This window comes from Allofrancisella frigidaquae, assembly GCF_012222825.1.
GTDB lineage: Bacteria > Pseudomonadota > Gammaproteobacteria > Francisellales > Francisellaceae > Francisella > Francisella frigidaquae.
The window spans coordinates 1,224,516-1,248,644 of the sequence record NZ_CP038017.1 but is presented as its reverse complement, the minus strand read 5'-3'; the positions used below and the strand labels follow the sequence as shown (position 1 = coordinate 1,248,644).

Below are 24,129 nucleotides of genomic sequence, written 5' to 3'. Positions count from 1 at the left end.
ATATGAACAACACTAAGATGATACAATAGCAACTTTAATAAAACAAGAAACCAAGTTAGAATATTCCAAATATAAGTAACACACTTAGAAAGCTGATTATGAAAAATAAATACGATATAAATTATAGTACATATGCCAAGCAAAAAAGAGAATTAATAGCTTTTGAAATTATACTTACTGATCTTAGCGAGCTATCTGATTATATTTTAGAAACGCCCTATATATTTAACTGTAATTTTTCTTTTTTTGAAGAAAATGGTAAACCTTGTATTAAATATAATATCTCTAGCAACTTAGAACTAATTTGCCAAGAATCTCTGGAACCTTTTGGGTATGATTTTAATGCATCTAACACTATTATGGTTGTCGAAGATGATAGACTAGTTCAAGATAGCTTGTATGAGCCTTTTATTTGTAGCACAGCTATTATAAATTTAGCAGATGTAATCAAAGAAGAAATACTTTTAGACTTACCGTTAATACCAAAAAACAACGCTAACACTTGTAAAAAAAGCAAAAAACATTCATACTATAGCAAGCAAGAAAACGTTGTTGAAAAAAAGGAAAACCCTTTTGAGGTTTTAAAAGTACTTAAACAACACTAAATAAAAATAGTAAAATTTCTACCGGAGGTTACATAAAATGGCAGTACAACAAGTCAAAAAAAGCAGATCAAGAAGAGATATGAGAAGGTCACACGACTCTTTATCTACAGCTACTTTATCAACTGATAAAGCAACTGGTGAATTACACCTAAGACACCACGTATCACCAAACGGGTTTTACAAGGGTAAAAAAGTAGTAGAGGTAAAATCTGAAGACTAAATTCCTTCTCCCAGAAAATTATAATTACATCACTTTACTACACCAACTTTTAGTAAAATAATTTTTTTGAAATAAAATAGGAAGTTTTATTTATTATGGGTTACAAAATATCTATAGATGCAATGGGTGGTGATCATGGTTTAAATACTACGATTCCAGCAGCTCTTGAAGCTGTAAGAAAAGACCCCAACTTACAAATTGTTTTAGTTGGGGATCACCATAAGGTTAAAAGAGCTTTAGACAGATATTCAAAACTAAAAAAGATAAAACTGCCAATTCTACAAAGAATAGCTATTCATCATGCTGGTGAAACTATTGGAATGGATGAATCTCCATCTATAGCTGTAAGAAAAAAGAAAGATTCTTCTATGCGCGTAGCTGTTAACCTTGTTAAAGATGGCTCGGTAAACGCTTGTGTTAGTGCTGGTAATACTGGGGCATTAATGGCTATATCAAAATTTGTTCTAAAAACTATCAATGGAGTAGACCGCCCTGCAATAGTTTATGCTTTACCAGCGTACAATAGGGAAACTAAAAAACTAAGTAAAACCTATATGCTAGATTTAGGTGCAAATGTGGTTTGTTCTTCTGAACAGCTTTTTCAATTTGCTATCATGGGCTCCATTTTAGCAGCAAGTTCAAAAGGTATAGCTGAGCCAAGAGTGTCTTTACTTAATATTGGTGAAGAAGAGATGAAAGGGTTGGATAATATTAAAAATGCTGCCAAACTTTTACAAGGCTGTGATTTTATCAACTATAATGGCTATATAGAAGGTAAATATATTTTTGATGATTCTACAGATGTCATAGTTTGTGATGGTTTTGTTGGTAATGTTTCACTAAAAACTATGGAAGGTACTTTAAGGCTTATAGAGTCTTTAATTAAAAAAACTGTAGTTGAAGGCTCTTGGTTAATGAAAATACCAACGATTATGGCTTTACCACTTTTCAAGAAAATGAAAAAAGGAATGAATTTGGATAGCTTTAATGGAGCTTCTTTGTTAGGCCTAACAGGGATCGTCATAAAAAGCCATGGTAGCGCTAGTGCTAATGCCTTTGAGACCGCTATTTATGAAGCTACCAAAGAAATCAAATATAACATCCCTAAAACAATTCAAGAATCTTTGGAAAAAGTTCTTTAATTATATTAATCATGTTACAATAATTTTGAGGGTTTGGCACTCTTTAGATTATTAAAGACTAAAGGGCTCGTTTCATATATTGTATTTAACTAACATATAGGTAGACTATTGAATGTTTGCACAAATATTAGGTACAGGAAGTTATTTGCCTGAAAAAATTTTAACTAACGATGATATAAGTAAATTTATTGATACTTCTGATGAGTGGATAAAGCAAAGAGTTGGTATAGAAAAACGCCACTGTGCTAATGAGCAAGAAAATACTAGCTTTATGGCTACCGAAGCAGCAAAAAAAGCTTTAGAAGCGGCTAATTTAGACGCTCAAGAAATTGACACGATAATAGTTGCCACTAGTACGGGTGACTACATTATGCCTTCTACAGCCTCTATTGTTCAAAAAGCACTTGATATCAAAAATTTTAAAACCCGCTGTTTTGATGTTTCTGCAGCATGCAGTGGTTTTGTATACGCGCTTGATATTGCAAAACAATATATAGAAAATGGCTCAGCAAAAAACATATTAGTAATTGGTGCTGAAAAGATGACCAGAGTACTTGATTGGAATGATAGGTCAACCTGTGTACTTTTCGGTGATGGAGCCGGTGCTGTAGTTCTATCTCAAAGCCAAGAGAAGAAAATTTTATCCTCTTTACTTTATACAGATGGCTCATGCTTAGAGACGTTAAATATCCCTAACAATCTGCCTAATAATAGAGGAGAAGCTATCACTATAGACCCATACCTGATAATGGAAGGAAATAAAGTTTTTAAATTTGCTGTTTCAAGGTTATCGTCTTTGGCTGAAGAACTAATTCAAGAAGCTGGAATAAAAGCTAGTGATATAGATTGGTTAGTACCACATCAAGCAAACTATCGAATACTAACTTCAACAGCAAATAAGATAAACATGCCTATGTCTAAAGTGGTAACTACATTACAAGATCATGGCAACACTTCAGCAGCATCTATACCACTAGCGTTAGATTATGCAGTTAGAAACGGACAAATTAAGCCAGGACAAATTATAATATCAGAAGCCTTTGGCGCAGGATTTGTGTGGGGCGGATTCGTAGCAAAGATATAATAAAGTTATCAACTTTTATATTCTAAAAACTTTTTTGATTTTCAATAATAAGGAGAACACTATGTCACAAAAAATTGCTGTTGTATTTCCTGGTCAAGGTTCACAAAAACTAGGTATGTTACAAGATTATTATCAAAACTTTGCAACATTTAGAAATATAATAGATGAGGCGAAAAACCATTTAGGTTACGATCTATGGAACATTATTCAAAATGATGAAGAAAAATTAAATAAAACTGAGTTTACACAACCGGCACTTTTAGCTACAAGCTACGCGATATATAAGGTACTTAAAGAACAAAGGCCAGGCCTAGAGGTCCAATATTTTGCTGGTCATAGCCTGGGAGAATATACTGCTTTATTGGCTGCTGAATGTATCTCTTATAAGGATGCTTTACAGTTGGTTTCAACTAGAGGTAAACTTATGCAAAATGCTGTTACAGACAAAGAATGTGCTATGAGTGCTATTCTTGGATTATCTAATGATGACGTGGTAGCTTGTTGCCAAGAAGCTTCTGATGAAGGTATCGTTGAAGCAGCAAATTTTAATTCGACTGGTCAGGTTGTTATTTCTGGTGAAAAGATAGCTGTAGAAAAGGCTAATGCTATAGCGAAGGAAAAGGGTGCAAAACGTGCTCAAATATTGGCTGTAAGTGTGCCTTCTCATTGTTCACTTATGAAGGGTGCTGCAGAAAAATTTGAAATAGAATTAAATAAAGTAGAGTTTAAAAACCCTACAACAGCTGTTGTACAAAATTTTGATGCTAAATCACACTCTAGTCTAGGTGAAATAAAAGAAGCTGTAATCAAGCAATTATATAAACCGGTATTGTGGACCCAATCTGTACAAGAACTTGTAAATTTGGGTGTCAACGAAATTATTGAATGCGGACCAAACAAAGTGCTGTGTGGGCTAATAAAAAGGATTGACAAAAATTTAAGTACAAAAGATACAAATACTATTGATAGTCTAGAAAATATTCAATAACTATAAGGAGATAATAAAAAATGTCTTTAAAAGAAAAAGTAGTTTTAGTAACAGGAGCTAGTCGAGGTATTGGCTATGAAGTGGCTGTTACTCTTGCAAAAAAAGGAGCTACTGTTATAGGTACTGCAACCTCAGAAACTGGCGCCAAAAAGTTTGAACAAAGCTTAACAGATCAGGGTTTAAGTGCAAGAGGAATGGTTTTAAATATCTCAGATTCTGAGAGTATAAAAAATTTCTTTGCTAAAATTAAAGATGAAAAAATAGTTATTGATATTTTAGTAAATAACGCTGGTATTACTCGTGATAATCTAATGATGAGAATGTCGGATGACGAGTGGAATGCTGTTATCAATACCAATCTAAGTTCTATTTTCCAAATGTCAAAAGAATGTGTTCGCGGTATGATGAAAAAAAGATGGGGTAGAATTATTTCTATAGGTTCAGTAGTAGCTTCTGCAGGTAACCCAGGCCAAACCAATTATTGTGCTGCTAAAGCAGGTGTAATCGGGTTTTCAAAATCCTTAGCTTATGAAGTTGCTAGTCGTAATATTACAGTGAACGTTGTAGCACCAGGATTTATAGCTACAGATATGACGGATAAGCTTACTGAAGAACAAAAAACGTTCATAGCTGGTAAAATACCTTCAGGACAAATGGGCCAACCTATAGACATAGCTAATACTGTAGCTTTCTTAGCTTCCGAAGAAGCTAGATATATTACAGGACAAACCTTACACGTTAATGGTGGTATGTATATGGCTTAATTTTTGCAAAATTATTGCAAAAAGAGACAAAAAATAATATTATTAAAACGGTTAGTTAATTTAAAAATTTTAAACAAAATAATAGAAGGAAAAAAAATGAGCGCAAACGAATTATATGCTAAAGTAAACTCTATCATAGTTGAACAATTAGGCGTTAAAGAAGAAGACCTTAAGCCAGAAGCTTCTTTTATTGATGATTTAGGTGCCGACTCCCTTGATACAGTTGAGTTAGTAATGGCTCTAGAAGAAGAATTTGACACTGAAATTCCTGACGAAGATGCTGAAAAAATCAGAACTGTTAAAGATGTTTACGACTATATTGACTCTAAAGTAAACTAATCAAAAATTAATCTCAAAAGTGGCATGATTTTATTTAGACTAGTTTCATGCTTTTTTCTAAAAGAATTAAATAGGTTAATTTAATATGAAATCTAATCGTAGAGTAGTTGTTACTGGTCTTGGAATGGTAACACCTTTGGGAAATGATGTGCCTACGACTTGGGCTAATATCTTAGCTGGTAAAAGTGGTGTAGAAACTATAACTGGTTTTGATACTCCAGCACCAGATATTAGTGAGTTCAAGGTAAGATTTGCAGCAAGAATTAAAAACTTTGATGTAGAGAAGCTTGTAGGCAAGAAAGATGCAAAAAGAGTGGATCCTTTTTGCTACTATGGTATAGCTGCTGCTAATGAAGCTTTAAAGGATGCTGGTATAGATAAAGTTTCTGAAGAAGACTCTTATAAGTTTGGAGTAGCAGTTAGTTCTGGTATTGGTGGTATTGAAACTTTAGAGTCTACAAAAGCTACTATTGATGCAAAGGGACCATCAAAAATATCTCCTTTTTGTATACCATCATCAATTATAAATATCTTATCTGGTGTTATATCAATAAATCATGGCTTACGTGGGCCTAATGTGCCTATAGTTACTGCTTGTACAACTGGTACTCACAATATTGGTATGGCAGCGAGACTTATAGCTTACGGTGATGCTGATGTCATGCTTGCAGGAGGTTCTGAGAAAGCTAGTAATGCTATTGGTATTGGTGGTTTTGCTGCCGCTAGGGCTTTATCTACTCGAAATGATGACCCGCAAGGAGCTTCTCGTCCATGGGATAGAGATAGAGATGGTTTTGTCTTAGGTGATGGCTCTGGAGTAGTAGTATTAGAAGAGTATGAAAGAGCAAAAGCACGTGGAGCTAAGATTTATGCTGAAGTTGTAGGTTTTGGTATGTCAGCCGATGGTTACCATATGACTATGCCTTACGCACCAGGTCAAGAAAAATGTATTAAAAATGCTTTAGCAGATGCAGGACTTGAAAAAAACCCTGATGCTATAGATTATGTAAATGCACATGGTACTTCGACTCCTTTAGGTGATGTTCAAGAAAGTCAAGTGGTTGAAAAAACTATTGGTCAATATAGAAAAGACCTCGTTATGAGCTCTACAAAATCTATGACGGGTCACCTACTAGGTGCTGCTGGTGCAATTGAATCTATATTTAGTGTCTTAGCTATAAGAGACCAAGTTGCTCCACCAACCATAAATTTACAAAATTTAGATGATGGCTGTAACTTGGATTATGCTGCTAATGCTGCTAAAAAAATGAAAATTGATTATGTGCTTAATAATTCCTTTGGTTTTGGTGGCACTAATGGTTCAGTTATCTTCAAGAAAATTTAGTCCTTTAGACAATTAAGTATAAAAACTTGAAAGCCACTACATGTGGCTTAATTTTTCTGTAGATTTACTTTTGTTTACACAATTGGTTGAAACTTTTTATATTTTAGGGCAAATTCATCTTCTTCAAACTGCTCATAGTTCTTGATAAAAGCTTTAGCTAAGGATTTATACTGTTTTTTGTATTCTGATTGATCCTGCCAGTAATTAGTTAAATGTAAGGTTTGGTCTTGGTCTTGGATTGTTATTAATGATTTAAAATTAAAATATTTTTGTCGTACATATTTAAAAGTAATATCTTGCTTATCATTTACTAGATAGTTAACGATAGCTTTTGTTTCTTCTACCGGTACACGCCTACCTGTTTTAAAATCGCCATCTATCCAGCCAACATTTATCATATAAATTTTAGCGTTACTATGTTTTAATCTTTGCCGTAAAATACTTGCGTACCTTGTGGGTTGGAGTAATAAAAATGGTTGAGCGTAACAACTAGAAAATTCAGGTTTTGGTTCTACTACACCTTCTTCAACTCCTGTTGAAGTACTAGTATAACCTGATAAGAAATAATATATTGCTTGACCTTTACTTAATTTTGCTATTCTAGGCAACACACCTTTCGCGTCTTTTACTAAAAAAATTATTGTACTAGGATCACTAGTATTTGTAATACAGTTTTCAAAATTTTCTCGACAAAATGTTAGATAGGTGTTGCTTTGAGAATGTTCTTTATGTCCGAAAATGATATTCCCGCCTTCATCAAAATTAGGGTTTTCTATAAGCAAATGGTTTTGTAAAACGTTTTTTATACGGCTATCATCTTCTTTAAAACTAGCAGCTTTGATAGTTAGTCCAGATTCTAAGCTGTATAAACCTTTTGATTCTGTCCATGCTATGGCTTCATTTGTGACTAAAGCCCTATGGTTGTCTAAAGCTAAGGTTGTCTTACCACTACCAGAAAGCCCTAAGAACATAAGGCTTCTAGCTTCTGCATCAACCCCAACAGAGCAGTAAAAGATACCAATATTATTTAGTGATAAATAATAACTCATGATCGATAACAAAACTTTATTAATTTCTGCAAGGTAGCGAGTACCTATAAATATGCTTTGGCGTTGTTTAAGGTTTGTTGCTATAACTTTTGATGAATTCAACCCGAGTTCTTTATAGTTATCTATACTAGTTTCAGGGGAATGCATCATTATCCATTGTGGTTTAAAATCTTCAAGCTCCTTTATAGCTGGCCTAATACATATAAGTCTAAAAAAATAAGCAGCTGAAGCTTGAGTTGTTATAAGTCTAACAGCTATTCTGTTTTTTTCATCATGGTTATAAAAACCTTCTATAACAAATATATTTTTGCTAGAAATGTTATCACAAAGTTTTTGTTTAATTAACTTCCAGTCTTTACGTTTAAGCCTTTTGTTATCAGAACCATGTTCATGCCACCAAACATTTTTTTTAGCGTATTTAGTTTCAACCACATACTTATCATCAGGTAGTCTGCCTTTGATATTTCCACTATCGACTATTAAGGTTTTACCATCCATATTTATGAAGTTACAAGTATGTTGCGCGTGTTCAGCAAGTTCATCCAAAGTTAAATTTTGGTACACATTTTTTGTTGTGAATAAATACTTACTATCATCCACAATAGACGGATCCATGATACAAGTTTCCTTATTAGCCAGGTAAGCTAGTGATATTTTAGTCAGATTATAGCTGGAATATACTTTTTTTTCAAAAAATTGTACGCAGAGTTCTCGAATAAAGTAAAATATTAACTAATATATTAAATCCACATTATTATAAGAAATATGACTGATAAAAATTATACTGTTAAAACTCACTTTATCAAAAATATTGTTAAAAAAGACCTAGAAAATAATAACATTTCTAGCATACTAACACGGTTCCCACCGGAACCTAATGGTTATCTGCATATAGGACATGCAAAATCTATTTGTCTAAATTTTGGCATAGCTCAAGAATTTGGTGGAAAGTGTAATCTACGGTTTGATGATACTAATCCAGATAAAGAAGATATCGAATATATAAATGCAATCCAAGAGGATGTACAATGGCTTGGTTTTAAGTGGGAAAATCAGCCTCACTTTGCATCAGAGTATTTTGATAAAATGTATGATCTTGCTGTGTTACTTATCAAAAAGGGAAAGGCCTATGTTTGTGATCTGTCTGCAGATGAAGTGAAGCAATATAGAGGCACCCTAAAAGAAGCAGGCCACAATAGTCCATATAGAGATAGAAGTATACAAGAAAATCTTGAACTTTTTGAAAAAATGAAAAAAGGTGAATTTGCTGAAGGTAGTAAAACTTTAAGAGCAAAAATAGATATGTCATCTGGCAATATCAATCTAAGGGACCCAGCTTTATATAGAATAAAATTCTCACGTCATCCAAAAACTGGTGATAAATGGTGTATCTATCCAATGTATGCTTTTGCCCATCCATTAGAAGATGCTATAGAAGGTATCACTCATTCTCTTTGTACTCTTGAGTTTCAAGATCAAAGACCATTTTATGATTGGGTGGTAAATGAGACAGAGTTTCAAGTTAAACCTCAGCAAATAGAGTTTTCTAGGCTTAATCTAAACTATACGATTACAAGTAAGAGAAAATTGAAATATCTAATTGATAATAACTTGGTAAATGGTTGGGACGATCCACGTATGCCTACACTAAAAGGTTATCGTCGTAGAGGCTATACTGCAGAATCTATCCGTAATTTTTGTGAAATGATAGGAATATCAAAACAAGATTCTATAATTGATGTATCAGTACTTGAAGAGTCTATTAGAGATGACCTTAATAAAAACGCTTTAAGGAAAAATGCTGTTTTAGATCCTATTAAAATAACTATAAAAGGGATGCAGCCACATACCTTAGATGTGCCAAATCATCCACAAAACCACGATTTAGGTAGAAGAGATATCACCATTTCGTCTGAGATATTTATTGAAAGAGATGATTTTGTATTTGAGCTTGAAAAAGGTATGAAAAAACTAAGTCCAAATGGTCGAGTGCGACTTATGAATAGCTATGTAATAGATTGTGACGAGGTTATTACAGATGTTAGTGGTAAGGTTATTGAATTAAAGTGTAGCTATCTACCAGAAACTCTAGGTGGTAAAAAACCAGAAGATGATAAAAAACCAAATGGTATTATCCACTGGGTAGATGCTAATAACTGTATAGATGCTGAAATTAGGATTTATGACAGACTTTTTAATGACGAAAACCCAACTAAATTTGAAAACATAGAAGATAGCTTAAATCCTAATTCTATGGAAGTTATCAAAAATGCTAAGCTAGAACAATCTCTAGAAGATGCTGTGCCTGAAGAGCATTTTCAGTTTAACAGAATTGGCTATTTTGTAGCAGATCAGAAAGATTACTCAAAAGAAAAGCCTGTATTTAATAGAACTGTAACTCTTAGAAGCAGTTAATCTGGCTTTTGTTTGATATTTTGTCCATTCTAGTATACATGTAGATAATAAGTTATAAAAAGTCTACTATCGTTATAGCCTACTACTTTTTAATATCGTTAGCTATATAATCTCAGCTTATATTAATACTTTAAATCTCTCGACTTAGATTTACAGCAGAAATGTTAGTAAAATTATTTAGTCTGATTCTAGAAATTCAGTTTTATGCGTCACATTTTGTAGTTTGAGAAAATGATTAGCAACTTGTTTGTTGGCAATATTTGTGATCAAAATATTAAAATGTGTACAAAAATAAAAAATGGGGATATTAACATGATTGATAGTGATGAGTTGTTAGCTATTGGTGCAGCACTTGTTCAGACAGTTAGAAAATATATAAAGTATTCAGAAAATATCGAACTATTATATTCTAACTATAAAGCAAGCAAATTTTATAAAAAAAGACGTGAAGAAGTGATACAGATAGATAATATACCAGGCTTAACTTATACACCCCAAGGGTATGGGAAAGTCGGACTAGAGCTAGGTGTTGGTTGGTGTGATGAGCTATCGTTAGCTTGCTTGTATATAGCACAAGGCTCAAAAAAAATAAGAATAGGTACATTTTATTTATCCCTTATAAGTACCTTCAAGCATACGTTTGTATTAGCCCATACTAGTTTAAAGTTATTCAATAGTACATCTCCAGACTGGGTATATTACAAAGATAATGTTCATGGATTATCAATCGATCCTGAGTTAAGCAACGCTGTTATTATTGATCCATGGACATATAAAGCTACAAAATTATCAAATTATTTAGAGCATTTGGAACATGCAGAATTATTCCAAGTTAGAGATTTTTTTGAGGGTACCATAAGGTATGGAGGTGTCCGTATTACAATCTCTCCAGAAAGTGAAGTCACTAATATAAGTGAGGATTATGTAAATACGTTTGAATTTTTTTATAAAGAGCAACAACAAAAACTATTAGAACGTAGTGATAGTTTTGCTAGAGGACGTAAATTTAGTAGCGTGGAAAATAGTTTAATACTTGATGTTAATAAAGAGAATGAAAATGAAATTGTAACAATTCAGCGGATGTATCGTGGTTATGCAACAAGAAAGCATTTACAACAACAGTTAATTAGTTTAATAGATTTTTTTACTAGATTAAAAAGTAAATCATCCTACTGGTATAGTTGGTGTCTTCATAGTGATCGAAAAGGTAAAGCTATAAACTCTGTAATTTTATATCTAGAAAGATGTATAGATGATTATAGATACCCCGGGGAAGATAAACTGGTAAAAATATTTATAAGAGTAATGACTATACTTCCTATCGTAAGAAGCTCAAATATAGCACCTACTAATTTAAGCAAGGAAAATATAACTATGACTTCAACAGCTAAAGGATTATTTAGTTTAGGTGTAGTGCCGGAAACAAAATATGACTTTGAAAAATATACCTCAGATGTGGATTTAAAATTAGACTGGGTGAGAGATATTCGTAGGCACAGAGCTATGGATAGAGTTAGATATACAGCTCTTTTAGATAAGTTAGAGGGTTGGAACGCGCAGTTCAGGTTGGAAAAATTATATACAAATAAAGATGGTTACTATAATTTAGTAAGCAAGGCTATAGATTCATAAATCTGGCTGAAAACTTCAAGTAAGCTTAGCAACCACTTATTAGTTGAATTAGTCTAGGACGTTTTAATAGCTTTCGGCATTAAAAGTTAAAATTAATATTTAAAAATTTAATTATTATTATATAATAATGTAAAACAAATTTAAATGTTGTATACAATGATCGATAGTAATGAATTGTTAGCTATTGGAGCTGCTTTGGTTGAGACTGTTAAGTTTTATATACCCTACGCGGTGAACATGGATAATAAAGGACAACTATTTTATGAATACAAAAATACGGACTTTTATAAAAAGCTTCATAATGACATGGTAGATTCAAGAAAAGATCCTACAAAACTTAACGGTTACATTGAAAAAGCACAGGCGGCTTTATCTATGGGTACAGCAAACTGTGGTCGTCTAATAGCTACTGCAATGTACATTAGTAATTTGATTAAAACCAATTATCATGAAGCAATTTATGTAACAAAGATTATGATCGAACAAAAAGATAATAATCATGCGATAATTATACTACATCAATCGTACTCGTTCTTCAATTTAAAAGAAGGTAGCTTACCTAGCCTTTCTAACTTAGAAAGCTTATATGCAAAATATGAAAATGACTTGAGAAATGCTATTGTAGTTGACCCGTGGATTCATACAGCGGTAAAACTTTCTGAAGTTAATAAGCTTTTAGAAAGCGCAAAAGATTATAAAGTAGAAGATTTCTACGCAGGAGTAATTAATATAAATCAGAAGACAAAAGTATCTACTTTATCACAAGATGTAAATTACATAGAAAAATATTCATATTTGGTAAATAAATTTGAGGAGTTTTACCAGAAACAAAAAGAAAAATTAGAAAATGGAAGAAGCTCTTTTGCCCAAGGTCGTAGATTTAGTAGTGTGAAGAACAGTTTGATACTTGATGTTAATAGGGAGCACGAAAATAAAATTATAACAATCCAGAGGATGTATCGTGGTTATGCAACAAGGAAGTCTTTAGATCAATCACAGTTTTATGCTAATCATAAATTTTTGAATGATAGGGGTCAAGGCAGTTTTCTATATGAGGAAGAAAAAAAATCAGGTTCAAGTAGAAGCTCTTATAGCAGCAGATTGTCAAACCAGAGTGTTAAGCATCGACTAGCAAAAGATTGGAAATTAAAAGTGGCTAAGATGTGTAAACTAAAAATTTTAGAAATACTTAAAACATATTCGAAATTTAATCCAAATAATGCTTCAAAGTTTTCGAAAGTAGCAGAGTACTTTAAGGGTAGACATCATACAGGGAGATTAGAAATGGTCTTTCGTGCAATAGATATGGCAGACAATGTAGATAATATGTTAGAGATTTTAAACAAAGAAAAGAAGGCATTTGAAGCTGTTGATGTAAAGTATAGTGGAAATGATAAAATTACTGAGCGTTGGACTAAAGATCCTGGGCAAATAAAAAATCTTCCTAAAAATTTCGAAAAATCAAAGTATTATCGAACTATTTGTGAGGCGATAAGAGTCGCAAAAGAGGTTATAATAGACGAAAGTTCAAATTATTACGTATAAACGCTAATCTTCGACTTTGTTTAGCTAATTTGTTTTTCAATACATCAAGGTTAAAATAACAGTCTTTGCTAGCATATATTTCTCTGTTGCCTTACAATAACCTTATTTGACGGTTTTTTATTAATAGATATGATCACTTCTCTAAAAGAGTTAGCAATTCAAGTAGGGTTTGAATATATAGGCAAAGATGTTCAAATAAAAACTATCACTATTAATTCAAATGATATTAAGCAAGATAGTTTGTTTGTTGCAATAGTAGCAAATAGGGATGGCCATGACTTTATTCCTCAAGCTATTACAAATGGTGCAAAAGCACTATTAGTTTCTAAAAAGCAAAATACAGATATTCCGCAAGTAGTCTGTGACAATACGATTCGTGGCTTACGTAAGCTTGCTAAGGAGTATCGTAAATCATTAAAAATGCCAATAATCTCGCTAACAGGTAGTTGTGGTAAAACAACTGTAAAAGAAATGATAGTAACTCTATTGGGAGATAATAAAGTTCACTTTACTAAAGGCAATTTAAATAATTACCTTGGTGTACCAATGACTATTTTAGAAGCACCTCAAGAGGCAGATTTTGCAGTAATTGAAGCTGGTACTAATGTGGGTGGTGAGATTAAAGCAGCAGCTGAAATCATTCAACCAGATATAGCGATGATTACAAACGTTGGTGCTTCACATTTAGAAAATTTGAAAAGTTTAGATGGTGTAATGGTAGAAAAGGGTGAACTCTTAAAAGCAACACCACAAAAAGGCTATTGTATAGTAAATCTTGACGATGAGAGAATACCTAAGTATGTATCTGCCTTAGACTGTAAAAAAATCACTTGCTCTATGTTTAACCAAATGGCAGATATTTACATAAAAGGATATGATGTTATCCAAGACACCTATAAGGTTAAACTTAGTATCTTTAGTAAAGAATATGAATATTTTCTTCCAGCTATAGGGAAACACAATTTATTTAATAGTGTATTAGCTATTGCTGGTGTAGTTGCTGCAGGAGTTGATCCAAAAGATTTTCTTAAAAATACTAGCAAAATTAGTAATTATAAAGGTAGATTTTGTATAAAGAAATTAAGTGAAAAGTTAATTCTGGTAGATGATACATATAACGCTAGTGTTGCTGCAGTAAAAGCAGCTATTGAAGATTTATCAGAGTTTAATGGAAAAAAGATTTTAGCTATTAGTTCGATGAAGGAGCTTGGTAACGAGGCAGAAAATTATCACCGGCAGATGGGGCAGTGGTTACAAGAAGCAAACTTAGATAGAGTTTTTTTATATGGTGATAAGAGTTTGCTAGAAGTTACTCTTAGCCAAATTCAAAGTGAGAATGTTAAACTTTATGATACAAAAGAAGAGTTAAAAAAAGGTTTAGAACAAGTTCTTAAGCTTTGTAATGACGTAGCTACAAAAGTCATAGTTAAAGGCGCTAGAAGTTATGAGATGGAAGAAGTTGTAGATTTCATAAAAACTTTATCTATCGACTTTCAAGACGGTAGATTACGTGGTCAATCCTAACTGAGTAACGTACTACTTTTTAGGGACTTTCCAAATAAATGTGTAAATTCTTAATTAACCTGCTAGATTATTTCTAGCGAAATATTAAGGATAGAAACAATGTCTAAGAATAAGAAGTCAGAAGATATTTACACAGCTATTGCAGATCAAATAATAGATTCAGGTGTTGATATTAATCAAATGTTTGAGAAAGATGGTTTGCTAAAGCAACTAACAAAACGATTATTAGAAAAAGCACTAGATGCAGAAATGAATAGTCATCTTGGTTATTCAAAACACCAAAGGACTAATTCATCAAATGCTAGGAATGGCTATAGTAACAAGACATTAGCTACAGACACAGGTAATTTGGAAATATCAGTTCCACGAGATAGAGATAGTGACTTTGAACCTCAAATAGTTCCCAAAAGAGTCACCAAGATAAACGGCTTAGACCAAAAAATTATATCTTTGTATGCTAAAGGTATGAGTACTACAGATATCCAACAACAGTTATTTGAGTTATATGATACAAAGATAAGTACAAGCTTTATAAGTGATGTTACAGAAGCTATTATTGATGATGTTAAAGCATGGCAAAATAGACCTTTAGAGTCAGTTTATCCAATAGTGTTTTTTGACTGTATAGTCGTTAAAGTTAGAGAAGACAAGCATATTATTAATAAAGCTGTGTATGTGGCTCTTGGCATATCGTTAACTGGTCATAAGGATGTATTAGGTCTTTGGATCAGTCAAAATGAAGGTGCTAAATATTGGCTTAGTGTTTTTACTGAATTAAAGAATAGAGGCTTACAGGATATATTTATAGCATGTACTGATAATTTAAAAGGCATGTCTGATGCTATACAAGCTATATACCCTGAGACAAAGCATCAGCTTTGTATCGTTCATCAAATTCGTAATAGTCTTAAGTATGTGCCATATAAAGACAAGAAAGAGGTAGCTAGAGAGTTAAAGAAAATATATGATGCTGATACCATTGCAATAGCTCAATCTGAGCTTGATAACTTTGCAAATAAATATGATACTAAATATCCTTTAATTTCAAAGTCATGGATAAATAATTGGGATAATTTAACTGTATTCTTGCAATATCCTCCAAAAATTCGTAAAGTTATTTACACTACTAATGCGATTGAATCGCTTAATAGCCAGTTTAGGAAAGTCATTAAGAATAAAAAGCTATTTCCTAAAGATGACTCTGTTTTCAAATCTTTGTACTTGGCTATAGATTATTTGACTAAAAAATGGTCTATGCCTGTTAAATATTGGAATGAGGCTATGCCTTATTTCGCTATCGAGTTTGAGCATAGAATTCAGAGATTCATGTAAGTGAATTTACACAGTTAAGTGGAAAGGCTCACTTTTTAGTATAATTAGTTATACTTAGTAACTTGAGTTATATCGCCATTTTTAGAAATTTTTATATAATTGCCTGTTTTGAACCAGTCTCCTAGTACGTACCTGGTGTGGTCTTTTTCTTTGTGAATAGCCATTCTGTGAGTGTGGCCATGGATTATAATATCACAATCTTTACGATATTTTTCTATTCCTATTGATGTGACATCTATATTAGGGTGTTTACGATTTTTCACATAGCTATGGCTTCTTACATTTTTGGCAGTTTTTTCCCTCAAGAATAATGGTAATCTTCGAAATAAAAACCTTAAAGGCTTATTATAAGCAATCCATTTACGGTAGATTTGGTAGCTTTTATCATCAGTACAAAATAAATCACCATGAGAAAAAAGAATTTTTTTATCAGCAATTTTTAGATAATAAGGATCTTTAATTATAGTTACACCACTGTATTTTGCAAATTTCTTGCCAATCAGAAAATCGCGATTACCATGCATGAAATATGTTTTTAAGCCTTTATCGCTAGCTTGTTTTAGCCACGTTGTGATTTGATGATAAAAGTCATCTTTGTGGTTATCACCTATCCAATAATCAAAAAAATCTCCTAGTATGAAAAGAATATTTTCATTTGATGATATTTTTTCAAGAAACTTTTTGAAAATATTAGCTGGTTCACCATGATGAGAGTTTAGGTGTAAATCAGCTATTATATATATATCTTTGTTATGATCCATACTTTTCACGATAGTTTTTAAACTTGCTAATCATTTCTTCATCAAGATTTTTTTTAACATACTCAAATATGCTTGCAAAGTTAGTAACAGCTAAAACTGGGATACCGAAGTCTTGGGAGATTTTTTTTGTAGCTGAAATATCGCTGTCCTTGGCTTTCTCTTGACGGTCTATTGATAGTACAACACCAGTGATTTTAGCATTTATGTTTTTTAACTTATTATAAGATTCATAAAAGGCTGTACCGGCTGTCATTACATCATCCACTAATAGAACGTTTTTATTTGTCATATCTGCACCCACAAAAATGCCACCTTCACCATGATCTTTTGCTTCTTTGCGGTCAAAAGCGTATGGCATATCGATGTTATATTTAACAGCTAAGATAGTTGATATAGCTGCTACTAGTGGTATTCCTTTATACGCAGGACCAAATAAAATATCATATTTTATATTATTTTTAGCTATTAGCTGAGCGTAATAATCTGCTAATGTTGCAAGCTGACTGCCAGTACTGAATAACCCAGCATTAAAAAAATATGGGCTAATCCTACCTGATTTAAGGGTAAATTCTCCAAATTTAAGAACTTGGTTTTTGAGGGCAAATTCAATAAACACTTTACTTTTCTTGTATTTAAATAATTGTTTTGTAAGTATAAATAATAATTCACAGAATACTAGTAATAACTTTGTAACAGCAGGCACTTGCATTAAAAAAAGAGTTGAAATTATGAATGTATATATGGTGTTTTAAGCAATCAGTTTCAGGTATGGTTTAGCTATTACAAATGAGACTCGCGGTTAAAAGCTCTCCATTAAAATGTTTGATAAATATAGTTTAGTATCAATTAATTTATTCAAATATCTAATACTCCCTGAATTTCGAATGACTTCAATTTCATTATCTATAGTCTTTATCACATCTTGTATAGAAGTTTGTTGTTGAATGCTATTAAACATCAAATTAGCTCTATCTTTATAAGATTTCCATGATAGAGTTTTTATATCAAGATATTCTTGAATGTGTGCTAAACATACTTGTTTAACTTTGGGTAAGTTAAAATTGAAAATTTTATTATTAAGTTGTTCAACTATTCTAAGTTTATTAAAGTTTAGGTTAGCTTCACAAGTTATATTTTCTTTTCTAATCAACCCCCAAATAGTGATGCTATCATATTCATTATCATCAAGGTCGTCATGATATAATACATGCGTATCCTTTCCTGTATATAGTTTGCGCCATCTGTAACTATGAGTAATACTATTGTTAATAGTATTACTATTAGCTTCAGATTTCCAAAATTTACCCTTTTCATCGGACATTGCATATTCGCTATGGCCTGGACCTTCTTTCATAGTAGTTCTTATAAAAACTCCGCCATTAAACTTTCCACTTGTGATCGCTAAAATTGCATTTTCAGTAGTAGACAACCTATAATCTAACGTTACTTCTTGTATAGTAAACCATTTTTCTAAAAATATAGCGGTTAAACGTTCACTCCTTAAATAACCAAAAGATGCTATTTTTTTATCATTACGGTTTAAAAGTATACCATTTGTTTCCAGAGCAGCACAAATAGCGCTATTACTACATAACATTCTACCTGGGTTATTGATAGAAGCATATTGGCTAGCTTCTTTCATTGTTAGTTTTGATACTTTTGTTGTTGATGCATGCTGGATAAATTTTTTCTGAAGTATGTTGATTGTTGCTGAAATAGCAATCAAACTATTCTCTTTTAAAATTTGTTTAACATTTTCTAGGTGGGTTTGAAAGAGGATCTTATTATATTCATCAGAGTTAGGTGATTGTTGTTGCATATTAGCTATTGATAGCTTAGCCAGGGCATTTACATTTTCAACGATAAAAGTACAAGTTTCTCTTTTTATTCTAGATAAGTGTAAATCATCAGAAATTTTAGGAATGGTACTTAAATACTTAGATTTAAATTCTGCTTGTTCTGTAAACTTAAGATAGTCTGTTAAAATGATTATAGCTTTTACTTTTAATTCTTCCCCTGTTGAACGTATCATATCCATCTTTGTAATGCCAGAAATAAAACTCTTCTTAACGTAAAAAGTTGTTAAAAAATCTTATAGGCTCACATAGCTTATCTTCTTCATCTAAGAGTTTGACCAAATTTTCATTAAATTCGAGATATGCTTCAATATATTGTTTAAAATTCATTGTATTGTTTCTCTATTGGTATTATTTACTTATATTTCAAGAATGCATATACAAAGTTATCATCTTTTTGAAAATTTGTAATACAGCTTTTGATGTTTCTATCATTTTTTGCTATCACTTTACAAAAAAAAATATATAACTAAATATACAAATTAGATACGTTATATCATATGTATTATATTTAATAAGGTGTAGTTATTTTTGATAAGAGTGATGCGAAATATTTTTATTGCATGTTTATTTTTCAAAACCGTATTATTGCGCATTCGCGAGTCTTTCTAAAATGTGGTTAGCATGTTTGCGTATATTGTCGCTGTATATTTAAAAACTATAAGCTGATATAATTGGTAGCAATTTTTGTTATTCATTTTTTTAATTGATGTCTAAACATATTCATATTTTAGGAATTTGTGGAACTTTTATGGGCTCGCTAGCTATATTAGCTAAGCAAAAAGGTTATAAAGTTACTGGATCTGACACTAATGTTTATCCTCCAATGAGTACTTATCTTGAATCACAAGGGATAGAAATTATTCAAGGCTTTGATTGTTCACAGTTAGAGACAAAACCAGATGAAATTATTATTGGTAATGTTATGAAAAGAGGCTTGCCGATAATAGAAAAGATTTTAGATGAAAAATTAAATTATTTTTCTGGGCCAGAGTGGTTATACCATAATATATTAAAACATAAAAAGGTTATAGCTATAGCGGGGACTCATGGTAAAACTACTACTACTACTATGACTATTAAAATTTTAGAACAGGCTGGTTTTAACCCAAGTTTTCTTGTTGGGGGAATTAGTGGGGATTTTGGAGTTTCTTCAAGGTATACAGATTCAGAATATTTTGTTATTGAAGCAGACGAATATGACACAGCCTTTTTTGACAAACGTTCTAAGTTAATTCACTATGACCCTAGCATTTTAGTAATCAATAATATCGAATATGATCATGCTGATATTTTTAAAGATATCGATGCTATCTATTGGCAGTTTCATCAACTTATTAGAAAAATGCCAGCTAGTGCAAGCATAATTTATAATGCTTCTGATGCAAATGTACAAAAAATAATAGATATGGGATGCTGGTCAAATGTTGTTGTTGCTAATTCAAAATTGGGTTTCTATATTACAGAACACTCTAATGATTATTCTAAGTTTATGCTGGCTTCAAATAGTAGTGATAAAGTAGAAATTTCTTGGAATTTTATCGGTGAGCATAATGCTTTAAACGCATTGAGTGCTTATGCTGTAGCTAAACAGCTTGATATATCTAATAACGATATTAAGCAGGCTTTAGAGAGCTTTAAAGGTGTGAAAAGACGCTTGGAAGTATTATGTAAAAGAGAAGGTATTGTTTTATACGATGATTTTGCACACCACCCAACGTCTATAAAACTAACGTTAGAAGCTGTACGCAATAAAAATCCACAAGCTTATATAATTGCCTTGATAGATCCGCGATCTAACACTATGAAACAAGGAAATAATAAAGAAAGCTTGCCTAATGCGATACTAAAGGCAGATAAAGTTTTATTGTATGATCATGCTTTATTAAAATGGAATGCAAACGAACTCTTAAAAGATAATATAAGCGTTGATTTTATTAAAAATATAGAAGAGTTTGTGGATATAATAGGATCTTTAGTAATCCAAAAAAATAAAGAAATAGAAATAGTTATGATGAGTAATGGCTCTTTTGATGGGTTAAGAGAAAAACTTGTAAAATTTTTGGAAAGCTTATAATGAGTGATTTAGTGTATGGAATCCATGCTGTAGAAAGTTTGGTAAAAGCAAACCAAGCAAAAGAGTTGCTTGTATTACAAAAGCAAAGCTTAAATGCTAAATTATCTCAGATTATAGATGAAGCTAAAGCTTTAGGCATAGAGATTACATTTTTAAATAGTATTAAAGATTTGCCAAGTTGTATTAAAAAAGATGCAAACCACCAAAATATTTTTGCGATTGAAAAGTCTAATCTAAGAACATATAGTGAAAATGATATCCCCAATTTATTGCTAGAGAGTGAAAAACCTTTCATCCTAGTGCTTGATAGTGTTCAAGATCCACATAATTTTGGTGCTTGTATCCGTAGTGCCCATTCAGCTGGAGTGGATTTTATTGTGGTTCCTAAAGATAATAGTGCACCTGTAAATGCTACAGTTAAAAAAGTAGCTTGTGGAGCTGCTGAGCACACTAAAATTGTTGTAGTTACAAACCTAGCTAGAGCTATAGAAAAGCTTAAAAAACACGGAGTGTGGGTAGTAGGTTTAGCGGGTGAAGCTAGTGATAGTTTGTATGATATGAATTTAAATGACCCAATAGCTATAGTAGCAGGTGCAGAAGGTAGTGGAATGCGACAACGCACTAAAACAAGTTGTGATTTTTTAGCAAAGTTACCGATGTTTGGTAAAGTTTCTAGTTTGAATGTTTCGGTAGCTGCTGGTATAGCCTTATATGAAACAGTAAGGCAAAGGGCTGGTTGAAAAAATCATTATGGGAGTGTTGCAAACTAAAATTATAAGTTGTCAAACTGAACTGATCTGGCTTATAAAAAATCATTGTGTACAGAGATCGATCTGTAACACTTAGCTTTTAGGGTTGATATAATATATAATCTAGCTCAAACCGTCTGGAAATATAAAAATGGCTATGAAAATTTATCATAACCCGAAATGTTCAAAATCACGCCAAGCTAAGCAAATTTTAGATCAACAAAATGTAAACTACAATGTACACTTATATTTGGATAATCCGTTGTCAGTAGAGGAACTAAAATGTTTACTTAAAAAACTTAAACTTTCTATAAGAGATATTATCCGTACGAAAGAGGAACTTTGGAAAGACCAATTATTGAGCATAAAGATTTTGCCGTTGTAGCAAGATCAGAGGATAAGATTGCTGAAATATTAAATACTTACTAGTTTTATGCTAGTATTTTAAAAGTTAAATTTACCTATTTATGGAGATTTCTTATGCATAAGATATTTTACACAATAACTGATGAGGCACCAGCATTAGCCACAGGTTCTTTTTTACCAATCGTTCAAAGTTTTACTAAATTAGCAGATATTGCTTTAGAGACAAAAGATATATCATTAGCAGCGCGCATACTTGCTAATTTTAATGATTATCTGACAGACGAGCAAAAATGTTCAGATGACCTTGCTATTTTAGGTGAGCTAGCAAAAACACCAGACGTTAATATTATAAAATTACCTAATATAAGTGCTTCTGTACCACAGCTAACAGCAGCTATAAAAGAGCTGCAAATAAAAGGGTATAATATTCCTGATTACCCGTTTGAGCCTAAAAATGAAAAAGAGCAAGAGATTAAAAGTCGCTACTCAAAAGTTTTAGGAAGTGCTGTAAATCCAGTTCTAAGAGAAGGTAATTCTGACCGTCGTGTAGCTGCAGCTGTCAAAGTTTATGCCCAAAAGCACCCACATTCTATGGGCCAGTGGACAAAAGATTCTAAATCTCATGTTGCAAGTATGGCGGATAATGATTTTTATGCTAATGAAAAATCTTACATAGTACCAAAAGCAACAACTGTGAAAATTGTTCATGTTGACAACAAAGGTAAAGAAACCACATTAAAATCAAACTTAAAATTAGAAGAAAAAGAAATCATTGATGCAACTAAAATTTCTGTAAAAGCTTTGAGAGAATTTTATAAACAAGAAATACAAAACGCTAAAAAAGAAGGCACATTACTTTCTTTACATTTAAAAGCAACTATGATGAAGATTTCTGACCCAATATTATTTGGGCATGCAGTAGAGATTTTCTTTGAAGATGTGTTTAAAAAATATGCAAAGGAGTTTAAAGAATTAGGTGTAAATCCACGTAATGGCTGGGGCGATGCAGTTGAGAAAATAAAACAACTTCCTCAAGAACTTCAAGATAAAATAAATACTGATATAGCAAGAGTCTTTGCTAAGCAGCCTGATATTGCTATGGTTAATTCAGACAAAGGTATTACAAACTTAAATGTTCCAAGTGATGTAATTATTGATGCTTCAATGCCAGCAGCTATCCGTTCATCTGGCAAGATGTGGAATAAAAATGGTGAGCTTCAAGATATGAAAGCTATGATTCCTGATAGGTGTTATGCTGGTGTATACGCTGCAACTATAGATTTTTGTAAAGAAAATGGCGCTTTTGATGTTGCCACAATGGGTGATGTTTCAAACGTGGGTTTAATGGCTAAAAAGGCTGAAGAGTACGGTTCTCATGATAAAACATTTGAAATACAAGCTGATGGTAAAGTGTTAGTGATAGATGCTGAAGATAATATTATATTTGAGCATAACGTTGAAAAAGGTGATATTTGGCGAGCTTGCCAAACTAAAGATATAGCAGTTAAAGATTGGGTTAAACTAGCTGTTAATCGAGCTAAAATTACACAAAATCCTGCTATTTTCTGGTTAGACTCTAAGAGAGCTCATGATAGAAATCTTATCGCTAAAGTGCATGAGTACCTAACTTTACATGATACAACAGGTCTTAATATTGAAATACTTTCACCAGTTGAAGCTACAAAATACTCTTTAAAGAGGATGAAAGAGGGTAAAGATACTATTTCTGTTACAGGTAACGTTTTAAGAGATTATTTGACGGATCTTTTTCCTATTCTAGAGCTTGGTACAAGTGCTAAGATGCTTTCTATTGTGCCACTTCTTGCTGGTGGTGGGCTATTTGAAACTGGTGCGGGTGGCTCAGCTCCTAAACATGTCGAGCAGCTAATTAATGAAAACCATCTAAGATGGGATTCTTTAGGAGAGTTTTTAGCATTAGGGGCTTCTTTAGAAGATCTAGCAATTAAGACTAGAAATTCTAAAATTAAAGTTCTTGCTGAAGGTTTAGATCAGGCAAATAAAGATTTCTTAGACAATGATAAATCACCTCATCGCAAGGTTGGTGAGCTTGATACTAGGGGTAGCCATTTTTATTTAGCTTTTTATTGGGTAAAGGCACTAGCTCAGCAGAATGGTGACCAAGAGTTAAAAACTAAATTTGAATCGATTTATAAAGAACTAAAAGCTAATGAAGAAAAAATTGTTAAGGAATTGGCTAGTGTTCAAGGTAAAAAAGCTGATATAGGTGGGTATTATTTACCAGAAGCTAGTAAGCTTGGTAGTGTGATGAGACCAAGTAAAACTTTCAATAATATTTTGACCAAAATATAGGAGTG

At 32.2% G+C, this 24,129-nt stretch carries 20 protein-coding genes and 1 pseudogene; 17 read left to right on the top strand and 4 right to left on the bottom strand.

The features are described 5' to 3' along the window. Window positions 1-98 precede the first annotated feature (98 nt). The 8 genes from E3E15_RS05865 (at window position 99) to fabF (ending at window position 6,487) form a co-directional block, all read left to right on the top strand. On the top strand, window positions 99-605 hold the full coding sequence (locus tag E3E15_RS05865; protein ID WP_172106950.1) for a YceD family protein: 507 nt from the start codon (window positions 99-101) through the stop codon (window positions 603-605). Between the two features lie 37 nt (window positions 606-642). Next, entirely contained in the window at window positions 643-825 is a 183-nt protein-coding gene (gene rpmF, locus E3E15_RS05860; protein WP_035719885.1) for a 50S ribosomal protein L32, read from the top strand. A 95-nt stretch (window positions 826-920) separates the two neighbouring features. Continuing rightward, the gene (gene plsX / locus E3E15_RS05855; protein ID WP_035719884.1) at window positions 921-1,967 is read left to right on the top strand and encodes a phosphate acyltransferase PlsX; all 1,047 of its coding nucleotides are present in this window, start codon (window positions 921-923) and stop codon (window positions 1,965-1,967) included. A gap of 112 nt (window positions 1,968-2,079) precedes the next feature. Beyond that, window positions 2,080-3,051, top strand: a complete 972-nt coding sequence (locus tag E3E15_RS05850; protein ID WP_035719882.1) for a beta-ketoacyl-ACP synthase III — start codon at window positions 2,080-2,082, stop codon at window positions 3,049-3,051. Window positions 3,052-3,112: 61 nt separating this feature from the next. Continuing rightward, window positions 3,113-4,039, top strand: coding sequence for an ACP S-malonyltransferase (fabD, locus tag E3E15_RS05845; protein WP_172106949.1), 927 nt, complete (start codon window positions 3,113-3,115; stop codon window positions 4,037-4,039). 20 nt (window positions 4,040-4,059) lie between these two features. After that, window positions 4,060-4,803, top strand: coding sequence for a 3-oxoacyl-ACP reductase FabG (gene fabG, locus E3E15_RS05840; RefSeq protein WP_172106948.1), 744 nt, complete (start codon window positions 4,060-4,062; stop codon window positions 4,801-4,803). A 96-nt stretch (window positions 4,804-4,899) separates the two neighbouring features. Further along, window positions 4,900-5,142 (top strand): acyl carrier protein, encoded by a 243-nt coding sequence (gene acpP / locus E3E15_RS05835; RefSeq protein WP_035719877.1) that lies wholly within the window; start codon window positions 4,900-4,902, stop codon window positions 5,140-5,142. 85 nt (window positions 5,143-5,227) lie between these two features. Then, complete coding sequence (fabF, locus tag E3E15_RS05830) at window positions 5,228-6,487, top strand: beta-ketoacyl-ACP synthase II (protein ID WP_035719876.1); 1,260 nt, start codon at window positions 5,228-5,230, stop codon at window positions 6,485-6,487. A gap of 74 nt (window positions 6,488-6,561) precedes the next feature. On the opposite strand, the gene E3E15_RS05825 is transcribed toward fabF, so the two are convergent. Next, window positions 6,562-8,151 (bottom strand): phosphoenolpyruvate carboxykinase (ATP), encoded by a 1,590-nt coding sequence (locus E3E15_RS05825; protein WP_172106947.1) that lies wholly within the window; start codon window positions 8,149-8,151, stop codon window positions 6,562-6,564. Window positions 8,152-8,301: 150 nt separating this feature from the next. Between E3E15_RS05825 and E3E15_RS05820 the strand changes: the two genes are divergently transcribed. The 5 genes from E3E15_RS05820 (at window position 8,302) to E3E15_RS05800 (ending at window position 15,984) form a co-directional block, all read left to right on the top strand. After that, window positions 8,302-9,951 carry a glutamine--tRNA ligase/YqeY domain fusion protein gene (locus E3E15_RS05820; protein WP_035719872.1) on the top strand — a complete coding sequence of 550 codons (1,650 nt, stop codon included), beginning with the start codon at window positions 8,302-8,304 and terminating at the stop codon, window positions 9,949-9,951. A gap of 312 nt (window positions 9,952-10,263) precedes the next feature. Next, complete coding sequence (locus tag E3E15_RS05815) at window positions 10,264-11,583, top strand: hypothetical protein (protein WP_172106946.1); 1,320 nt, start codon at window positions 10,264-10,266, stop codon at window positions 11,581-11,583. 156 nt (window positions 11,584-11,739) lie between these two features. Next, complete coding sequence (locus tag E3E15_RS05810; RefSeq protein WP_172106945.1) at window positions 11,740-13,128, top strand: hypothetical protein; 1,389 nt, start codon at window positions 11,740-11,742, stop codon at window positions 13,126-13,128. A gap of 129 nt (window positions 13,129-13,257) precedes the next feature. Further along, window positions 13,258-14,652: a UDP-N-acetylmuramoyl-tripeptide--D-alanyl-D-alanine ligase gene (locus E3E15_RS05805; protein ID WP_172106944.1), complete on the top strand. Its 1,395-nt coding sequence runs from the start codon at window positions 13,258-13,260 to the stop codon at window positions 14,650-14,652. Between the two features lie 99 nt (window positions 14,653-14,751). Further along, window positions 14,752-15,984, top strand: coding sequence for an IS256 family transposase (locus tag E3E15_RS05800; protein ID WP_172106156.1), 1,233 nt, complete (start codon window positions 14,752-14,754; stop codon window positions 15,982-15,984). Window positions 15,985-16,028: 44 nt separating this feature from the next. Here the strand turns inward: E3E15_RS05800 and E3E15_RS05795 are convergent, their stop codons facing one another. The 3 genes from E3E15_RS05795 to E3E15_RS05785 all read right to left on the bottom strand — a co-directional run bounded on the left by E3E15_RS05795 (window position 16,029) and on the right by E3E15_RS05785 (window position 18,777). After that, window positions 16,029-16,745 carry a UDP-2,3-diacylglucosamine diphosphatase gene (locus E3E15_RS05795; protein ID WP_172106943.1) on the bottom strand — a complete coding sequence of 239 codons (717 nt, stop codon included), beginning with the start codon at window positions 16,743-16,745 and terminating at the stop codon, window positions 16,029-16,031. Continuing rightward, window positions 16,735-17,361, bottom strand: coding sequence for an orotate phosphoribosyltransferase (pyrE, locus tag E3E15_RS05790; protein ID WP_172107246.1), 627 nt, complete (start codon window positions 17,359-17,361; stop codon window positions 16,735-16,737). Before pyrE ends, E3E15_RS05795 begins: the two co-directional genes overlap by 11 nt. A gap of 183 nt (window positions 17,362-17,544) precedes the next feature. Further along, window positions 17,545-18,777 carry a hypothetical protein gene (locus E3E15_RS05785; protein ID WP_172106942.1) on the bottom strand — a complete coding sequence of 411 codons (1,233 nt, stop codon included), beginning with the start codon at window positions 18,775-18,777 and terminating at the stop codon, window positions 17,545-17,547. A gap of 533 nt (window positions 18,778-19,310) precedes the next feature. Between E3E15_RS05785 and mpl the strand changes: the two genes are divergently transcribed. The 4 genes and pseudogenes from mpl to E3E15_RS05765 all read left to right on the top strand — a co-directional run bounded on the left by mpl (window position 19,311) and on the right by E3E15_RS05765 (window position 24,124). Next, the gene (mpl, locus tag E3E15_RS05780) at window positions 19,311-20,678 is read left to right on the top strand and encodes a UDP-N-acetylmuramate:L-alanyl-gamma-D-glutamyl-meso-diaminopimelate ligase (protein ID WP_172106941.1); all 1,368 of its coding nucleotides are present in this window, start codon (window positions 19,311-19,313) and stop codon (window positions 20,676-20,678) included. Next, window positions 20,678-21,418: a 23S rRNA (guanosine(2251)-2'-O)-methyltransferase RlmB gene (rlmB, locus tag E3E15_RS05775; RefSeq protein WP_172106940.1), complete on the top strand. Its 741-nt coding sequence runs from the start codon at window positions 20,678-20,680 to the stop codon at window positions 21,416-21,418. Before mpl ends, rlmB begins: the two co-directional genes overlap by 1 nt. Before the next feature lie 166 nt (window positions 21,419-21,584). After that, window positions 21,585-21,856, top strand: a pseudogene (locus tag E3E15_RS07920) (ArsC/Spx/MgsR family protein). Window positions 21,857-21,907: 51 nt separating this feature from the next. After that, complete coding sequence (locus tag E3E15_RS05765) at window positions 21,908-24,124, top strand: NADP-dependent isocitrate dehydrogenase (RefSeq protein WP_172106939.1); 2,217 nt, start codon at window positions 21,908-21,910, stop codon at window positions 24,122-24,124. The last annotated feature ends 5 nt before the right edge of the window (window positions 24,125-24,129 follow it).

Bases quoted from the DNA above. Each gene is read 5' to 3' on its own strand.
- E3E15_RS05865 (WP_172106950.1), top strand. From the start codon at position 99: ATGAAAAATAAATACGATATAAATTATAGTACATATGCCAAGCAAAAA.
- rpmF (WP_035719885.1), top strand. From the start codon at position 643: ATGGCAGTACAACAAGTCAAAAAAAGCAGATCAAGAAGAGATATGAGA.
- plsX (WP_035719884.1), top strand. From the start codon at position 921: ATGGGTTACAAAATATCTATAGATGCAATGGGTGGTGATCATGGTTTA.
- E3E15_RS05850 (WP_035719882.1), top strand. From the start codon at position 2,080: ATGTTTGCACAAATATTAGGTACAGGAAGTTATTTGCCTGAAAAAATT.
- fabD (WP_172106949.1), top strand. From the start codon at position 3,113: ATGTCACAAAAAATTGCTGTTGTATTTCCTGGTCAAGGTTCACAAAAA.
- fabG (WP_172106948.1), top strand. From the start codon at position 4,060: ATGTCTTTAAAAGAAAAAGTAGTTTTAGTAACAGGAGCTAGTCGAGGT.
- acpP (WP_035719877.1), top strand. From the start codon at position 4,900: ATGAGCGCAAACGAATTATATGCTAAAGTAAACTCTATCATAGTTGAA.
- fabF (WP_035719876.1), top strand. From the start codon at position 5,228: ATGAAATCTAATCGTAGAGTAGTTGTTACTGGTCTTGGAATGGTAACA.
- E3E15_RS05825 (WP_172106947.1), bottom strand. From the start codon at position 8,151: ATGGATCCGTCTATTGTGGATGATAGTAAGTATTTATTCACAACAAAA.
- E3E15_RS05820 (WP_035719872.1), top strand. From the start codon at position 8,302: ATGACTGATAAAAATTATACTGTTAAAACTCACTTTATCAAAAATATT.
- E3E15_RS05815 (WP_172106946.1), top strand. From the start codon at position 10,264: ATGATTGATAGTGATGAGTTGTTAGCTATTGGTGCAGCACTTGTTCAG.
- E3E15_RS05810 (WP_172106945.1), top strand. From the start codon at position 11,740: ATGATCGATAGTAATGAATTGTTAGCTATTGGAGCTGCTTTGGTTGAG.
- E3E15_RS05805 (WP_172106944.1), top strand. From the start codon at position 13,258: ATGATCACTTCTCTAAAAGAGTTAGCAATTCAAGTAGGGTTTGAATAT.
- E3E15_RS05800 (WP_172106156.1), top strand. From the start codon at position 14,752: ATGTCTAAGAATAAGAAGTCAGAAGATATTTACACAGCTATTGCAGAT.
- E3E15_RS05795 (WP_172106943.1), bottom strand. From the start codon at position 16,745: ATGGATCATAACAAAGATATATATATAATAGCTGATTTACACCTAAAC.
- E3E15_RS05785 (WP_172106942.1), bottom strand. From the start codon at position 18,777: ATGATACGTTCAACAGGGGAAGAATTAAAAGTAAAAGCTATAATCATT.
- mpl (WP_172106941.1), top strand. From the start codon at position 19,311: ATGTCTAAACATATTCATATTTTAGGAATTTGTGGAACTTTTATGGGC.
- rlmB (WP_172106940.1), top strand. From the start codon at position 20,678: ATGAGTGATTTAGTGTATGGAATCCATGCTGTAGAAAGTTTGGTAAAA.
- E3E15_RS05765 (WP_172106939.1), top strand. From the start codon at position 21,908: ATGCATAAGATATTTTACACAATAACTGATGAGGCACCAGCATTAGCC.